The organism is Rhizobium sp. LCM 4573, assembly GCF_001854865.1.
Lineage (GTDB): Bacteria > Pseudomonadota > Alphaproteobacteria > Rhizobiales > Rhizobiaceae > Neorhizobium.
In genome coordinates this window covers 131,874-147,775 of the sequence record NZ_MDDW01000001.1, presented here as the reverse complement: position 1 = coordinate 147,775, position 15,902 = coordinate 131,874, and the positions used below count along the sequence as shown (strand labels likewise).

Sequence of the window (15,902 nt, the reverse complement as noted above, 5' to 3'; positions counted from 1 at the left end):
CAATTACATCATCGCCGGCCTAAGGCTGGCTATTGCTATCGGTGTTGAGTTGGTCCTGCCCAGGGTTCTGGGCATCCGGCGCCTGCGGATCATGGTGTTCGCCATGATCCATCTGCGGTTCGCCCTGGGACTGCGGATTTTCTTCGGATTGCGTATCGACGCCCTCGGCCGGTTCGGGGCTGCGGGCGGGGTTGCCGGTCGCCGGGAAGGTCGCAGCGGTGCCGGCCTCTGTCGAACGGCGGCTGTCGTATTGAAGACGTTCGCGGTTCTCGTGGCTTTCCCGACCCGCGCCGCCCATGGTGTCAATGTGCATCATTTCGTTCATGCACATCTGGCCGGGCTGGGCGCACATGTTGAGCACGGCTTCGTAAAGCCCGTTTTCGACACTGGCATAGTAGCGGACCGGTTCGCGCTCGCTCGGCTTTTCGAGCTTCAGGTAGGCATCGCGGTTGAGCATGGTTCCCTGGCTCTTCACGCGGGCGACCCATTCGTCGAAGCCGGCCTGATCCAAGGAGTGCAGCTTGAAGCGCATATGCGAGAAGCCGTCTCCGCTATAGTTTGCGGAGAAACCGTCGAACTGGCCTTCCCGGTTCATGACCGCATGGAGGCGCGTCTGCATGCCTGGCATGGCATAGATCATGCCGGCCATGGCGGGGACGTAGAAGGAGTTCATCACGGACGAGGAGGTGATCTTGAAATTGACCGGCACATCGACCGGTGTCGCCATCTCGTTCACGGTGGCTATCCCGTAGTCGGGATAGAAGAACAGCCATTTCCAGTCGAGCGCCACGACCTCGACGGTGAGAGGCTTGGCATCGGCGGGAATCGGGCGTTCCGCATCCAGCCGATCGAGCGGCCGATACGGATCGAGCTTGTGAGTGCTGATCCAGGTCACCGCGCCGAGCGCGATGATAATCGCCAGCGGTGCGGACCAGATGACGACTTCAAGGCGAGTGGAATGGTGCCAATCGGGATCATATTTCGCACTCTTGTTCGAGTGGCGGTAATGCCAGGCGAAATAGAGCGTGAGGGCGATCACCGGCACGATGATCAGCAGCATCAATACCGTGGCTATGATGATGAGGTTCGCCTGCTGGGAGGCGATATCGCCCGACGGCGACATGACGACCATGTCGCAGCCGGTCAGGGCTAAAAGTAACGGGAGGGCAGAAAGGCGTGCGGCCGTTTTGAACAAACGTGGCATCTGGAGCTCGAAATTTGCGTTTCGTCTATTTGGCAGTAGCGAGGCAATGTCTGAGCTGGAATGAGGTCGTTCGTCGCACTGCAGCAATCTGTCGCGCCGCAATATACGAGCGTCCGGAATTTCAAGTGTGCCGCACCACCGAAGCGAGTGCGCCCCACTTCCCGCTCTAGCGGGATGATCTAGGACGAAAGATGAAGACGACCAGTGGCCTTCTTCGCGTATTAAGCGAGGTTTTTTGCTTCTGATCCTTGATCTCGTCGCGTGTTTGATCAACATCTTGCAGAGGAGGCGAACGCAAGGAGGACGCATTCATGGCCACGGCCACCAATCCTACGTCTACTTCGATGGAAAGGGATGCGCGCCGCATCCACGACGACAAGCCGGTTTCGCCCGCCAATATCGCCATCGGCGTGGTCATCGGTCGCATGTCGGAATTCTTCGATTTCTTCGTCTACGGCCTTGCTTCGATCCTCGTCTTTCCGCGACTCGTCTTCCCCTTCGTGGCCGATCCGGTTAGCGCCACCCTCTGCTCCTTTGCGGTTTTCTCGCTCGCTTTCATGGCAAGGCCGGTCGGTTCGCTGGTTTTCATGTGGATAGACCGCACCTACGGGCGGGGTACCAAGCTTACCATCGCGCTGCTCATTCTGGGCGGGTCGACCGCCTCGATCGCCTTCCTGCCGGGTTATGAGAGCATCGGTCTCTGGTCGGTCGCGCTGCTGTCGCTGTTTCGCCTGGGTCAGGGATTTGCGCTCGGCGGGGCATGGGACGGCCTTGCATCCCTGCTTTCGCTCAACGCTCCGAAGAATCGCCGCGGCTGGTACGCAATGGTGCCTCAGCTCGGCGCGCCCTTCGGCTTTGCCCTTGCAAGCGTGCTGTTCGGCTATTTCGTGGCCAATCTTTCGGATGCGGATTTCCTGAGCTGGGGCTGGCGTTATCCGTTCTTCGTGGCTTTCGCGATCAATGTCGTGGCGCTGTTTGCACGCCTGCGAATCGTCGCGACCCGCGAATTCGGCGAGCTTCTGGACGCCAATGAGCTTCAGCCGCAGCCGGTCTTCCGAATGTTGAGATTGCATGGACGCGATGTTCTGCTCGGCGCGTTCGTGCCGTTGGCGAGCTTTGCCATGTTCCATCTCGTCACGATCTTTCCCTTGAGCTGGGTCACGCTTTATGGCGGGCAGTCTCCCGCCCAGTTCCTGGTGGTTCAGGTCTTCGGCGCCATCGTCGGTGTCGGCACGATCATCATCTCCGGATTGCTTGCCGACCGAATCGGCCGCCGCAGCCAGCTGATGATCGGCGCGATCATCATCGCGATCTTCAGCTTTTCCGCGCCCTTCCTGCTGAATGCAGGAAGCGTCGGCCAGGACGCCTTCATCATCATCGGATTTGCCATTCTCGGTCTTTCCTTCGGTCAGGCGTCGGGCTCGGTCTCCTTCCGGTTCAGCCAGACCTATCGCTATACCGGCGCTGCGCTGACCTCCGACCTGGCATGGCTCATCGGCGCAGGCTTCGCGCCGCTGGTCGCGCTGGGGCTTGCCAGCAATTTCGGCATCATCTTCATCGGCGGCTACCTGATTTCAGGTGCGATCTGCACGATCATCGCGCTCACGGTCAGCCGCGCGCTGGATCAGAGCGACGAGTCGTCCGCGCCTGCCGCCGCCGGCCGGAGGTGATGGAGGGGCGAGGCGGCTATTACGGCTCGCCGGGCGTGAATCCGACGATGTAGATGGCCGCTACGATGACCGCGATCACGAATATGGCGATCACGAACGTTGTCATGCCGCGTCTGGCTTGGGGATTGTCCTTGCTCATGACCTGGTAATGCCTGCCGAGGCTGCCCGGTTCCACCCTCTTCGTTCCAGAGAGAGTGCCTTTTGCCGGCTGCGCATCACTACCGCAAAATCACAGTTGCGGACCGAGGCGAAAACTTGTTAATTCCACTCCGCTTTAAGGTGCGGCCAAGGTGCCACCCTGAAGCTGAAGAGGAAGCCGGATTTCGCCCCATGAACGAACTTATCGCCGAGACCCTGATCGAGCACGACGACGCCGCAACTGCCGCGACGAGGATGCATCAGGACCATGAAGAATTCTTGGTTTCCCCGGCGGAGGAGAACACATGGCAGTTTCGCCTGCACTACGGCTCTATTTCGATGGAGCTTCGAGATCGGCGTCTGAAGATTCGAGTGTTTGCGGCGGACGAGACCTGCCTTTCCTATATGAAGATGGACGTCGCCCATCACATGCAGGAATATCTGGGCTCCACCGAAGGCATAAGCTGGTCGGGTGACGGCAACACTTCGACGGTTCCAGTCTTCTTCCGCGAAATAACCGTGGTTTCGTCGGAGCGCATTACCCCGCATATGCAGCGGCTTCGTTTTTCCGCTGAAAATATTGCCCGTTTTGCCGTAGGTGGTTTTCACGTGCGGATTCTCATTCCCCCGCAGGGGCGCACGCCCGTTTGGCCGACCGTCAGCGGCGACGGGTTGCTCAACTGGCCGCAGGGCGAGGATGCGCTGACGGTGAGGATTTACACGATCCGCTCCATCGACGTTGAGCGCGGCCTTTTCGACATCGATTTCGTGCTTCATCCGGGCCTCGAGACGCCGGCGGCTCTTTTCGCGCAGACGGCGCAGTCTGGCGATGTCATCGGCATGATCGGCCCAGGCGGCGAGAATGTTCCGGAGGCGGCCAATGTCATGCTCTTCGGCGATGATACGGCTCTGCCAGCGATCTCGCGCATGCTTGACAACCTGCCGGAGGATCGCCGCGCGGAGGTCTATATCGAGGTGAATGGTCCGGAGGACGTTCAGGCGCTTCCCGCCAAGAACGCATCGCTTCGCTGGCTTTTCCGCGCCGGACGGCCAGCCGGAACGACAGGTCTGCTTTCGGAAACATTGCGGAAGATCGACCCCTCGACGCTGCCGGAAGACATTTATGTGTGGGCGGGCTGCGAGTTTTCCGATTTCAAGGAAATCAGGAAAATCGTCCGCAAGGAATGGGGAATCCCCAAGGAGCGGCAGCTCGTGGTGGCCTATTGGCGCCGGGGCGCCGAAGGGGATGAAGCCCGCAAGGAGGCCGCGTAAACCTACGCGGCCCTAGAACTGCTTCCATTTACCTTGAACCGCTCCAGCCACATCGGCGGTAGCGCTTTCTGGTTTTGCCGTTAGTGCAATTGCCGGTGCAGCGATGATGGCGAGAAGGCAGGCGCCGGCGAAAAAGACGCCGTAGCCGAAGGCATTGGCGATCTGCCCAGCCACCACGCCGCCGGCGAGGCTGACCAGCGCATCCATGCATTGGAAGATTGTGAAATCGACACCCGCTTGGCGCGGGTCCGACCAGCGCATGAATTGCGCATACAGAGCCACGAACCCAAAGGCCATAACGCCTGACGAGCTGCCGATCGCCGCCACGATAAGCAGGCTTTCCGGCAAGGCTCGCGTCCAGGCGCCGTAGCAGAAGAGGGCGAGGAACAGCGCCTGCAGGAAGAGGGAGGCGACGAGTATGGTCCGGACGCCCCAGATCCTGACGCAAAGTCCGCCGAGCAGGGCGGCGCCGAGCCCGACGAAAATGCTGCCGAGGCCGTTGAGCAGGCCGATCGTCGCGACATCGAAGCCTGAATCGACGAGGAACGGGCCGATCATGCCGAGGGAGGTCTTCTGTGCGGTGACGAAGATGGCCGAGACGAGGAGCCCCCGGCGGAGTTCAGGCCGCTTGAGGGCCGCGGCGAGCGAGGGGACGTGTTCCCGCTTTTCCTTCGGCAGGTCGCGGGCGGCGCCGAACAGGAAGGGAAGGCCGAGAGCCACGAGAAGCGCGGCCATGGCCCAGGATGCTTATTGCCAGTTGAACGCGCTAACCAGGTAGAGGAAAAGCCCGCCGCCGATCGCCGAACCCAGATAGGCGCCGCCCACCTGGGCGGCATTGCCCCAGCCATGCTGCGCCTTGGAGAGGGTCTGAACCGCGAAGCCGTCGCAGGCGATGTCCACCGTCGAGGCCGCAAAGGCGACGATCGTCAGGCAGGCGAGCAAGGGAAACGCATTTGCAGGGCTGAGTACCCCGGTCAGGAGGAGGCCGGCGACGCATATGGCGCCGCCGACCGCGACGATGACGGCCGAGCGGTTGCGGCCGTCGAGCGGCAGGCGAAACCGCTCGATGAAGGGCGACCACAGGAACTTGAGCGCCCAGGGGAGGGCGATCAAGGAAACGAGGCCGATCTGGTCGAGCGGCACGCCCTGGCTGCGCATGACGGCGGGTAGACCCGCCCAGGTCACGCCGCCGATGACACTCTGGGCGATATAGAGCCCGGCTATGCCGGAGATGACAACGAGCGGCGAGGCCGGGTTCATGGTTCACGTATCTCCGATATCAGAAGCGGTAACGCAGGCTTCCGAAGACGGTGCGGCCTTCATCCCAGTAGCAATTGGCTGCTGAGCAGCTCGCCTTGCGGGTGTCGAACAGGTTCTTTGCGTTGACCTGCAGTGTCAGGCCCTTGAGATCGGGGTTGCGATAGCCGAAGTCGTAGGAGACTGCCGCATCCACCAGGGCGCGGGCATCGTTCTCGAACGTGTTCTGGTCGTCCCCGTAGCTCTTGCCGACGTAGCGGATACCCGCTCCGAGGCCCAGGCCGGCGAGGGGACCATCCTGCACCAGATAATGCCCCCAGAGCGAGGCGATGTGATTGGGTGTCCCTGAAAGCTCTTTGCCGACCGTGCCGGCAAGGCCCTTGTCGATCTCCATCTGCATGTAGGTATAGGAGGCGATCAGGCTGAAACCGTTGTCGAAGGAGGCGTTCGCCTCGAGTTCGATGCCGCGCGAATGCAGGTCGAGCTGGCGTTGAATCTGATTTCGATCAGTATCGTAATTGCCTTCGAACACGACGCCGTCCGTTTGCTTGATGTCGAAGTAATTCGCGCTGATGACGGCATTGGTATCCGGGATTTCGTATTTCACGCCGAACTCGAACTGATCTGCAGTCGTTGGCCGTGCGACTCGACGTTCACCGGTTACACCGTCGTAGACAAAGCCAACATTGGGTGAGAAGGAGGTTGAATAATTTGCGTAAGGAATGATCCCCCACTCAGTCTTGTAGGACAGGGCCACACGTCCGGAAAAAGCGCTGTCAGTTGTTTCAGTTTCAACTAACCTAGGGCTAATGCTGTTTGAGTCGACCCAGTCTTGCCGTCCGCTGAGGAAGAGCGTCCAATTGTTCCATTCCATTTGGTCGTGGACGTAAAGTCCGTACTGGTTCATACTTTGACTGCCAGCAAAGTAGAAAGGCTGCACGCGGATGTCAGAGGATGATACGTAAGAAGACGCGGAGCGGGCGCTATAGTCGGTCCAAATGTAATTGAATCCCGCGACTGCCGTGTGACTCACGGGTCCCATGTCGAATTCAAATTGCGCCATGTTATCTATTGCGAAACTCTTTGCTTTTTCTATGTAATGCCCCCAGCTTCGCCCGGGATAGCTGCAACCATAGTATGTTAATTCATCCGGATGGGTGCAGAACCCACTATACCTCAGGTCGGCATCAACAGCGTGGTAACGCAGATTCTGGCGCAGCGTCACGATGTCATTGAGACGGTGCTCGAACTCGTAACCGATGCGACCTTGTCTTGTGGTGAAGTCGTTCCAAGTGGGGTCGCCGCTATAAATATCTGATACTATCCCTAGTGACGGATTGTAAAAGAATGCCGTGCTGCCAGTAACGCTGCGGGAAAATTCGCTGAGGAGCGTAAATTTGGTGTCCTCATCCGGCTTCCAGGTGAAGGCCGGTGCGATATAGCCGGTATCATCCGGATAGCCGTCGATATGGGTATCGCTCTTACGGCCGAGCGCGGTGAAGCGGTAGAGAAGCGTGCCGTCCTCATCGGCGGGGCCGGAAACGTCGACGCCGCCCTGGAAGCGGCTGTGCTCGCCGACTAGAAGCTCAACTTCCCTGTATTCCTCGTCCTTCGGCCGCTTCGTGACGAGATTGACGATGCCGCCCGGACCGCTGACGCCGTAGAGAGAAGAGGCGGGTCCTTTCAGGACCGTGACGCCTTCAAGGCCGTAAGGCTCCGTGCGGAACCATGCGGAGGGTCCGTTGAATTGCTTCAGCCCATCGCGGAACATGCCATTGTAGTATGCGGGAAAGCCGCGCAGGTAAAAGGCATCGTAACGCGAATCGAAGCCGAAGGTGTTGGGATTGGCACCCGCCGTGTAACTCAGCGACTCGTTCAGCGTTCGCGGCTTCTGATCCTCGATCTGGTTCTGGGTGACCACCGAGACGGCCTGCGGAATCTGCACGATCGGCGTATCGACCTTGGTGCCGATACGGTCCGATTTGGCGACATACCCATCCTGAACGAGGATTTCATTGCTTTCGGCCTGGATGGTGATCGTTTCCAGGACGGTCCCCTGATCGCCATCCCGGGCATTTGCCCAACTGCATGAAATCGCAGCGATACTTACCGAAAGCAGCCCAAGGCGCATTGTGAACTTCATGGCATTTTCCCCACTGTCAATGGGGAGGCCACTCACAAATATGAGTGCGTTTGTCAACTATATGGAGGCGCGGAAGGGCGTGTTTGGAGCGAAAACATTCCCGTGTAGTCGAACTGCAACCGTTCACCTGCGCTGGTGTCGAGGGACAATGTGGTCCGGCCAGATTCGCCGGCGGATGGATTGAAATGCTCTAAGGCCCATCAGTCGCGGTCTTGCCGGGAATCCTTGATGGCTTCCTCATGGTACCAGCAGCCGCCAAATGCGGCATCCGAGAAATCCGCCGCGGCAGCGTCTATATCGGGTCGGGCTCGCTGAAGGTCCCGATTTGGGCGCAGGCCCTTCAACGGAAACTGATAGATCTTTGCCGAGACGCGTTCGGAATTAGCATTCATCTAAATCCCTCCCATCCATGGGTGGTTCGACGGAATAGAGAGTTAGCACATATTTTGCGCAATTGCACTCTTTATGGCCATTCACTGTCACTATTGCGGGCATCGTGCCCGCCCGATGACGAGCCTGCTGCCAACGTTTGCGGCAGCGAGGAGTTCTTGTGGCCGAAATTTTCCATGAAGCCCGGTCGCTCGTGATGGTGTGCGGCGGATAAAGCGGAAAACAACTCTTCAAACTGTTGCGATTGTGCCGATCCGGCGAAGGGAAATGCCTCGAAAACGGCCATCCGGTTCGTTCGATGGGCAACTGGCACGCAAAATGCTTCGTACTGGTCATCCGATGGCGGATCGTGCTTCGGCGGCGGTCTGGCCAGGATGTGTGCTCATCGTTGCAGCATCAGTTATGAGAGAGTTCAAATGACGAAATATAAGCTCGAGTACATCTGGCTCGACGGATACACCCCGACCCCGAACCTTCGCGGCAAGACGCAGATCAAGGAATTTGAAGCGTTCCCGACGCTCGAACAGCTCCCGCTCTGGGGTTTCGATGGTTCGTCCACGATGCAGGCCGAAGGCCGCTCGTCGGATTGCGTTCTCAAGCCTGTCGCCGTTTACCCGGACCCGGCCCGCACCAATGGCGTCCTCGTCATGTGCGAAGTCATGATGCCGGATGGCGTGACGCCGCATCCGTCCAACAGCCGCGCCACCATCCTTGACGACGAAGATGCCTGGTTCGGCTTCGAGCAGGAATACTTCTTCTACGAAAACGGCCGTCCGCTCGGCTTCCCGGAGCAGGGCTATCCGGCTCCGCAGGGTCCGTATTACTGCGGCGTCGGCGCTGCCAACGTCGGCCCGGTCGCTCGCGAAATCGTCGAAGAGCACCTTGACCTCTGCCTCGCCGCCGGCATCAACCACGAAGGCATCAATGCCGAAGTGGCCAAGGGCCAGTGGGAATTCCAGATCTTCGGCAAGGGCTCCAAGAAGGCCGCCGACCAGATCTGGATGGCACGCTACCTGCTGCAGCGCCTGACCGAAAAGTACGGCATCGACATCGAATATCACTGCAAGCCGCTCGGCGACACCGACTGGAACGGCTCGGGCATGCACTGCAACTTCTCCACCAAGTTCATGCGCGAAGTCGGCGGCAAGGCCTATTTCGAAGCGCTGATGGCGCAGTTCGAAAAGAACCTGATGGATCACATCAACGTTTACGGCCCGGACAACGACAAGCGTCTGACCGGCAAGCACGAAACGGCTCCGTGGAACAAGTTCTCCTACGGCGTTGCCGACCGTGGCGCCTCGATCCGCGTTCCGCACTCCTTCGTCAAGAACGGCTACAAGGGCTATCTCGAAGATCGCCGCCCGAATTCGCAGGGCTGCCCCTACCAGATCGCTTCCCAGGTTCTGAAGACGATCTCGGAAGTCCCGACCGAAGGCTACGCTTCGGCTGCTGCCTAAGACTAAGGTTAGATCACGAGCGGCGCGGATCGGTTTTCCGCGCCGCTTTTTCATGACTTCCTGATCTGCCGGGGCCGGAAGGCTGTTATCGCTGTCAATAGACGGCGCTCAGCCATGCCCATCGGGCAATCCCTTCCTAGACGAACCGATTGATCCCCATTCGGGCTGGACGTGGCAGGCACGGCCGCTTATGGCTTCGGCATACTTTGTCCGTGCATTCGATGGGAGAAACCTGGTGCCGAATTCGCTTTTCAACCTCGAAGGCCGCACGGCCCTCGTTACCGGTTCCTCTCGTGGTCTCGGGTATGCGATCGCCCGAGGGCTTGCTGAGGCCGGTGCCTCCGTCGTCCTCAACGGCGTCAATGCGGAACGGCTGCAGGAAGCCGCTGCCGCGCTGAGCGGGGAGGGTTTTTCCGTCCGCGCCGCCGCTTTCGACGTGACGGACGAAGCCTCGGTTGTGGCCGCTTTCGAGAAACTCGATGCCGATGGCGTGGAGGTGGATATCCTCGTCAACAATGCGGGCGTCCAGTATCGCAAGCCGATCGTGGAACTCGCAACCGCCGACTGGCAGAGGGTGATCGACACCAATCTTACCAGCGCCTTCATCGTCTCCCGTGAAGCCGCAAGGCGTATGCTGCCGCGCAAACGCGGCAAAGTCGTCAATATCGGCTCGTTGATGAGCGGGCTCGGCCGCGCGACCGTTGCACCCTATACGGCGGCGAAGGGCGGGATCAAGACGCTGACGCAGGCCATGGCGGCGGAATGGGCCGAGCATGGCATCCAGGCGAACGCTATTGGCCCCGGCTATATGCTCACCGACATGAACCAGGCGCTGATCGACAATCCGCAATTCGACGCGTGGGTGAAGGGCCGCACGCCCTCGCGCCGGTGGGGCAAGCCGGAAGAGCTCGTGGGCGCTGCCGTTTTCCTTTCGTCGGACGCCTCCAATTACGTCAACGGCCAGATCATCTATGTCGATGGTGGGATGAGCGCGGTGATCTAGGCGCCGCCACTGGTGGTTTCGGCCGCACGGACGAGGGTGGCGGCCGCCCTGCCTGCGGTCTCCATGTAGCCGGGATCGCGATGGGTGAGGGCGGCTGCGAAGGCGCCGTCCATGAGCAGCATCACCTGCCGCGCCAAGATTCTCGACCCCGCGCCTGGCAACGCGGCTTCGAGTGCGTCGGCAAGCCAGTCCTCTACCCGTTTCTTGTGGATCGTGGCGGCCTTGACTGCGGGATGCCCCGGCATGTCCGCAAGTTCGGCGACGGTGCGGAGAAAGCCGCATCCGCGCCACTTCGTGTGGCGCGCCGCTTGCGCCAGATTGCGAAAGAGGCTTTCCACCTTGTCTGCAACCGTTCCCGGACTTTCCTCATACCAGCGCTGGAAGAGGGCAAGGTTCGGATGGTCCCGCTCTTCAAGATAGGCAGCGATCAGGTCGTCCTTGCTCCGGAAATGGTAGTAGAGGGTACGCTTCGTCAAATCCACCTTTTCGGCGATGACGTCCATGCTGACCGCGCGAACGCCGCTCATGTAAAACAGCTTCGCGGCGGTCGCGACGATGCGCTCCCGGGTGTCGGTTTCGGTCTTTGCCATGCGATAAAAGTATACCGACCAGTGAATATACACAATGGCGATCTTGCCTTAGCTTTTTTGGAGCGCCTGGGGAGTGTTTTCATGGCTGTCGAGGGAAGACCCGTTGCAATCGATTGCGCCGATGGCGTGAGTCTTGCCGGCCACCTTTGGTCGGCGGAGCCGCGTTCGACAGAGGGAACCGTCGTCATCAATCCGGCAACGGGAGTGCGGGCGCGATACTACCACTATTATGCGCAGTTCCTGGYCGAGCACGGATTCACGGTTCTCACCTATGACTATCGCGGCATCGGCGCATCCCGGCCGGCGAGCCTCAGAGGCTGYGGCTACCGTTGGAGCGATTGGGGCGAGTATGATTTCGATGCGGCGCTGCGGCTGGCGAGCGTGGAATGGAATGGCCCTCTCATGGTGGTGGGCCACAGCATAGGAGGTTTTCTGCCGGGGCTGGCGCAGAGCGCATTTCTCGTTGACCGGATGCTGACGGTCGGCGCGCAATATGCCTATTGGCCAGACTACGCAGCTTCGCGGAGAGCGCGGCTTTTCCTGAAATGGCATGTGGTGATGCCTGTGGCGACGGCTCTCCTGGGCTATTTTCCGGGGCGGCGGTTGGGTTGGCTTGAGGACCTTCCGGCAGGCGTGGCGAACGAATGGAGCTTCCGGCGCGCCCGTATGGAGTTGAGCTATCCGGAGGAAAAGCGCGCAGTCTATCTCCGCCGCCTTGCAGAGGTTTCTGCATCGATTCTCGCCATTTCGATGAGCGACGACGAAATCGGTACGCCGCGCGCGGTGGAGAGAGCTCTGGACTATTATGAGGGTTGCGATCGGACAGCCGTTCATCTCTCGCCGGCTGACCTGGGATATGACCAGATCGGCCATTTCAGCCTTTTCCATTCACGGCATGCTGCCGGCTTTTGGCTCGATACGCTTCTTTGGCTGCGCGACGGCGTCAATCCCTGGCCCCGGCATGTGCGGAACAGGAATGGCGCCGAGCTGAAAGCCGTCGGCTGAAACGAGAAAGGGCGGCCGAAGCCGCCCTTTTTGCTCGATATCGYGTCAATGATTGTGACGCGGCATGGTCTTGGCGATCTGCCGGAAGTCCGCCGCCCCCTCCAGCACCGCGCCGTCCGAAAGCTGGGTGACGGACTTGCGGTAGATGCGCTGCCAGGGCGTGGCATCGGCTGGAACTGCCGGAATGCCATCCGCCTTGCGTCTTGYAATCTCCTCATCGGAAACCAGCATGTCACAGCGGCCCTGGTTGAAGTCGATGCGGATGATGTCGCCGTTTCTCAGCCAGGCGAGGCCGCCGCCTGCGGCACTTTCTGGCGAGGCGTTGAGGATCGAAGGGCTGTCGGCGGTGCCGGACTGGCGGCCGTCGCCGATGGTCGGCAGGCTCCTGATGCCGCGCTTCAAGAGATGATCTGGCGGCTGCATGTTGACGACCTCCGCCGAACCCGGCCAGCCGAGGGGACCGGCACCACGGATAACGAGGATGGTGTTTTCGTCGATGCCGAGTTCGGGGTCGTTGATGCGCTTGTGATAGTCCTCCGAACCGTCGAAGACGACTGCCTTGCCTTCGAATATGCCTTCGCGGCCCGGCTCCTGGAGATAGCGCGCGCGGAAATCGTCCGAAACCACGCTCATTTTCATGATGGCGAAGTCGAAGAGATTGCCCTTCAGCACCAGGAAACCTGCCTTCTCCTTGAGCGGTTGATCGAAAGGAAGGATGACTTCGCGGTCCGTCGCTTCGCGGCCTTCGAGGTTCTCAGCCATGGACTTGCCTGTGACGGTGCGACAGTCGCCGTCGAGCTTTCCAACCTGCAGGAGTTCCCACATGATCGCCGGCGTACCGCCGGCCCGGTGGTAGCGCTCGCCGAGATAGGCGCCAGCAGGCTGGATGTTGGCGAGCAGCGGGATATCGAAACCATGCACCTGCCAGTCGTCGGGGTAGAGGTCGACGCCGGCATGCTTGGCCATGGCGGCGAGATGCGGCTGGGCATTGGTGGAGCCGCCGATCGCCGAATTGACCCGAATGGCGTTGAGGAAGGCTTCGCGGGTCAGAATGTCCGAAGGCTTGAGGTCCTCGAACACCAGCTCGACGGCGCGGCGGCCGGTGCGATAGGCCATCTGGCCGCGCTCGCGATAGGCGGCGGGAATGGCGCCGCAGCCGGTGAGCGACATGCCGAGCGCCTCGGCCATGGCATTCATGGTGGAGGCCGTGCCCATGGTGTTGCAGTGGCCGACGGAGGGCGCCGAATCGAGCGCCGCCTGCATGAATTCCTCGCGATCGATCTCGCCTGCCGCGAACTTGCGGCGCATGCGCCAGATGACAGTGCCCGAGCCGACGAGATCGCCTTCGTGCCAGCCGTCGAGCATCGGCCCGCCGGAAAGCACGATTGCGGGGATGTCCACCGTCGAAGCCGCCATCAGCGCGGCCGGCGTGGTCTTGTCGCAGCCGGTGGTCAGCACCACGCCATCAAGCGGATATCCGTAGAGGATTTCCACCAGGCCGAGATAGGCGAGGTTGCGATCGAGTGCAGCCGTCGGGCGCTTGCAGTTCTCGAAGATCGGGTGGGTTGGGAACTCGATCGGGATGCCGCCGGCATCGCGGATACCGTCGCGAACCCGCTTGGCGAGATCCATATGCACCCGATTACAAGGGGTGAGATCACTGCCGCTCTGAGCGATGCCGATGATCGGCTTGCCCGAACGCAATTCCTCCGGCGTCACGCCGTAGTTCATGAAGCGTTCGAGATAGAGCGCGGTCAGGTCGATATGATCGGGATTGTCGAACCAGTCCTGCGAGCGCAGGCGGCGCTTGGTGGTTTCGCTCATGGTCAGGTCTCGTTTCGCGGATTGAGTTTTTCGAGGTGCAGAAGCAGGCCGCTATGGTCCTGATCGGCACCGCCGGCTTCGACGAAATCGGYGAACTCCCGCCGCACTTCCTGTGTCAGGGGCAGGGTGAGCGAAAGCTCCTCGGCCATCGCCATCACGGCGTTCAAATCCTTGAGCTGGTTGCTCGAGGCCCCACCGGGCACGAAATTGCGCTCGACCATACGGGCGCCGTGCAGTTCGAGAATGCGGCTTTCGGCAAAGCCGCCGCGAATGGCATCGCGAAAGGCGGCGCGCGAGGCGCCGCCCGCTTCGACCAGGATCATGGCTTCGGCAACAGCACCGATCGTCACGGCAACGATCTGCTGGTTGGCAAGCTTGCAGATCTGGCCGGCGCCGCTCGGGCCCACATGGGTGACGCGACCGAGCGCGGCGAAAACGTCCTTCAAGTTCTCGACGATGGCGGAATCGCCGCCGGCCATGATCGCCAGCGTGCCGGCCGCCGCACCCACTACGCCGCCGGAAACGGGAGCGTCGAGATGGCGAATGCCTTTTTCGGCAAGCTTCTGAGAGTGCTCACGGGCCACCGGCGGGGCGATGGAGCTGCAATCGACGACGATCGTGCCTTCGGGCAGGGCGTCGGCGACGCCTTGCCCGAAGAGTACGTCGGAAACGGCTTGTCCGTTGGTCAGCATGGTGAAGACCACGGTCGCGCCTGCAACGGCGTCAGCCGGTGAGGCGGCAACCCGCGCGCCTTCGGCGGCAAGAGGGGCAGCCTTTGCCGGATCCCGATTCCAGACGGTGACCGGAAAGCCGGCGCCGAGCAGGCGCCGCGCCATCGGCGCACCCATCAGTCCGGTGCCGAGAAAGGCGATTTTGGTTTTTGAATTCACAGCTTGCCTCCCAATTCGTCCTCGATGTGCACGCGGATGATCTCGTCGAAGCTCTTTTCGGCGGTGAAGCCGAGTTCGGTTGCGCGCTTGGCCTCGAAGCCCGGCGCCCAGCCGGCGACCATCTTCATAATCATCTCATCGGGTACGCGGCGGATGAGGTTGACCGCCTTCTCGCCCGCAACGCGCCGCAGGGCCTCAATCTGCTCGCCCACGGTGGCGCTGAGGCCGGGCATGGAGAGGTTACGTCGTGGGCCAACCTTTTCAAGATCGATGGTCGCGCCGTGGATCAGGAAGCCGACGGCCGAGCGTGGCGAGGCGTGCCAGTGGCGAACGTCTTCGGAAACCGGCAGGATTGCTTCCTGGCCGATCAGCGGCTCCCGCAGGATATTGGAGAAGAAGCCGGAAGCGGCCTTGTTTGGCTTGCCGGGGCGGATGCAGACCGTCGGCAGGCGAATGCCGATGCCATCGAAGAAGCCGCGGCGGCTGTAGTCGGAAAGCAGCAGTTCGCAGATCGCCTTCTGGGTGCCGTAGCTGGTCAGCGGGGTCAGGTGGTATTCGTCCGGAATGGGGAAGGGGAGAGGCGCCCCGACGACGGCGATGGAGGAGGTGAAGACGACGCGCGGCTTGTAACCGTCCTGATTGTGGGCAAGGCGGATCGCGTCGAACAGATAACGGGTGCCGTCCAGATTGATGCGGTAACCCTTGTCAAAATCGAGTTCGGCCTCCCCGGAAACGATGGCGGCAAGATGGAAGATGACGTCCGGGCGACCCTCGATCAGCTTTTCCGCTTCGCCGGGGGCGGAAAGGTCTCCTTCGCGCGCGATAACCGTGCCGTTAAATCCCTGCGGCTTTTCGGGAGCGACCACGTCGATGAGCGTCAGCTTCTCGACCGGCTTGCCGTCAAGTGCGCCATCCTTGACGAGGCGCTGGGTGAGCTTGCGGCCGACCATGCCGGCGGCGCCGATGATCAGGATATGCATTCGGATGTCTCCTCCTAGGTTGAACCCGCATGTGCCCGATCCGGGTCATGCGGTTGAAAAATTTATCTTGTACGGTTGT

16 protein-coding genes are annotated in these 15,902 nt (G+C 60.9%); 5 read left to right on the top strand and 11 right to left on the bottom strand.

The genetic code is table 11. The features are described 5' to 3' along the window. Window positions 1-19: 19 nt before the first annotated feature. Complete coding sequence (gene cyoA, locus LCM4573_RS00730; protein ID WP_071003950.1) at window positions 20-1,204, bottom strand: ubiquinol oxidase subunit II; 1,185 nt, start codon at window positions 1,202-1,204, stop codon at window positions 20-22. A 311-nt stretch (window positions 1,205-1,515) separates the two neighbouring features. Here cyoA and LCM4573_RS00725 point away from each other — a divergent pair, with 311 nt between their 5' ends. Next, entirely contained in the window at window positions 1,516-2,874 is a 1,359-nt protein-coding gene (locus LCM4573_RS00725) for an MFS transporter (RefSeq protein ID WP_071003949.1), read from the top strand. 19 nt (window positions 2,875-2,893) lie between these two features. On the opposite strand, the gene LCM4573_RS28010 is transcribed toward LCM4573_RS00725, so the two are convergent. Continuing rightward, window positions 2,894-3,049 (bottom strand): hypothetical protein, encoded by a 156-nt coding sequence (locus LCM4573_RS28010; protein WP_157895475.1) that lies wholly within the window; start codon window positions 3,047-3,049, stop codon window positions 2,894-2,896. Between the two features lie 155 nt (window positions 3,050-3,204). On the opposite strand from LCM4573_RS28010, the gene LCM4573_RS00720 reads away from it, so the two are divergent. Further along, a complete protein-coding gene (locus LCM4573_RS00720) occupies window positions 3,205-4,284 on the top strand; it encodes a siderophore-interacting protein (protein WP_071003948.1) in 1,080 nt (359 codons plus the stop codon). A 12-nt stretch (window positions 4,285-4,296) separates the two neighbouring features. Here the strand turns inward: LCM4573_RS00720 and LCM4573_RS28845 are convergent, their stop codons facing one another. The 5 genes from LCM4573_RS28845 to LCM4573_RS27870 all read right to left on the bottom strand — a co-directional run bounded on the left by LCM4573_RS28845 (window position 4,297) and on the right by LCM4573_RS27870 (window position 8,360). Then, the gene (locus tag LCM4573_RS28845; RefSeq protein ID WP_338012567.1) at window positions 4,297-5,019 is read right to left on the bottom strand and encodes an MFS transporter; all 723 of its coding nucleotides are present in this window, start codon (window positions 5,017-5,019) and stop codon (window positions 4,297-4,299) included. Between the two features lie 12 nt (window positions 5,020-5,031). Beyond that, window positions 5,032-5,544, bottom strand: a complete 513-nt coding sequence (locus LCM4573_RS28840; protein ID WP_338012566.1) for a hypothetical protein — start codon at window positions 5,542-5,544, stop codon at window positions 5,032-5,034. A 19-nt stretch (window positions 5,545-5,563) separates the two neighbouring features. Continuing rightward, a complete protein-coding gene (locus tag LCM4573_RS00710; RefSeq protein ID WP_198539670.1) occupies window positions 5,564-7,684 on the bottom strand; it encodes a TonB-dependent siderophore receptor in 2,121 nt (706 codons plus the stop codon). Window positions 7,685-7,884: 200 nt separating this feature from the next. After that, window positions 7,885-8,076: a DUF2735 domain-containing protein gene (locus LCM4573_RS00705; RefSeq protein ID WP_071003947.1), complete on the bottom strand. Its 192-nt coding sequence runs from the start codon at window positions 8,074-8,076 to the stop codon at window positions 7,885-7,887. Window positions 8,077-8,147: 71 nt separating this feature from the next. Continuing rightward, a complete protein-coding gene (locus LCM4573_RS27870) occupies window positions 8,148-8,360 on the bottom strand; it encodes a hypothetical protein (RefSeq protein ID WP_131818923.1) in 213 nt (70 codons plus the stop codon). 130 nt (window positions 8,361-8,490) lie between these two features. Between LCM4573_RS27870 and LCM4573_RS00700 the strand changes: the two genes are divergently transcribed. Beyond that, window positions 8,491-9,531, top strand: coding sequence for a glutamine synthetase beta-grasp domain-containing protein (locus tag LCM4573_RS00700; RefSeq protein ID WP_071003946.1), 1,041 nt, complete (start codon window positions 8,491-8,493; stop codon window positions 9,529-9,531). Between the two features lie 235 nt (window positions 9,532-9,766). Then, window positions 9,767-10,534, top strand: coding sequence for an SDR family oxidoreductase (locus LCM4573_RS00695; protein WP_116285264.1), 768 nt, complete (start codon window positions 9,767-9,769; stop codon window positions 10,532-10,534). Here the strand turns inward: LCM4573_RS00695 and LCM4573_RS00690 are convergent. Beyond that, the gene (locus LCM4573_RS00690) at window positions 10,531-11,124 is read right to left on the bottom strand and encodes a TetR/AcrR family transcriptional regulator (protein ID WP_071005062.1); all 594 of its coding nucleotides are present in this window, start codon (window positions 11,122-11,124) and stop codon (window positions 10,531-10,533) included. The genes LCM4573_RS00695 and LCM4573_RS00690 overlap by 4 nt on opposite strands. 81 nt (window positions 11,125-11,205) lie before the next feature. Here LCM4573_RS00690 and LCM4573_RS00685 point away from each other — a divergent pair, with 81 nt between their 5' ends. After that, a complete protein-coding gene (locus LCM4573_RS00685) occupies window positions 11,206-12,129 on the top strand; it encodes an alpha/beta fold hydrolase (protein ID WP_071003944.1) in 924 nt (307 codons plus the stop codon). Window positions 12,130-12,174: 45 nt separating this feature from the next. On the opposite strand, the gene LCM4573_RS00680 is transcribed toward LCM4573_RS00685, so the two are convergent. Genes LCM4573_RS00680 through denD form a run of 3 tightly spaced genes read right to left on the bottom strand, consistent with a single transcriptional unit; the run spans window position 12,175 to window position 15,823 of the window. Beyond that, on the bottom strand, window positions 12,175-13,953 hold the full coding sequence (locus LCM4573_RS00680) for an IlvD/Edd family dehydratase (RefSeq protein WP_116285263.1): 1,779 nt from the start codon (window positions 13,951-13,953) through the stop codon (window positions 12,175-12,177). A gap of 2 nt (window positions 13,954-13,955) precedes the next feature. Further along, window positions 13,956-14,843: an NAD(P)-dependent oxidoreductase gene (locus LCM4573_RS00675; RefSeq protein ID WP_083347258.1), complete on the bottom strand. Its 888-nt coding sequence runs from the start codon at window positions 14,841-14,843 to the stop codon at window positions 13,956-13,958. Next, window positions 14,840-15,823, bottom strand: coding sequence for a D-erythronate dehydrogenase (gene denD, locus LCM4573_RS00670; protein WP_071003942.1), 984 nt, complete (start codon window positions 15,821-15,823; stop codon window positions 14,840-14,842). The genes LCM4573_RS00675 and denD overlap by 4 nt, the downstream gene beginning before the upstream one ends. Window positions 15,824-15,902 lie beyond the last annotated feature (79 nt).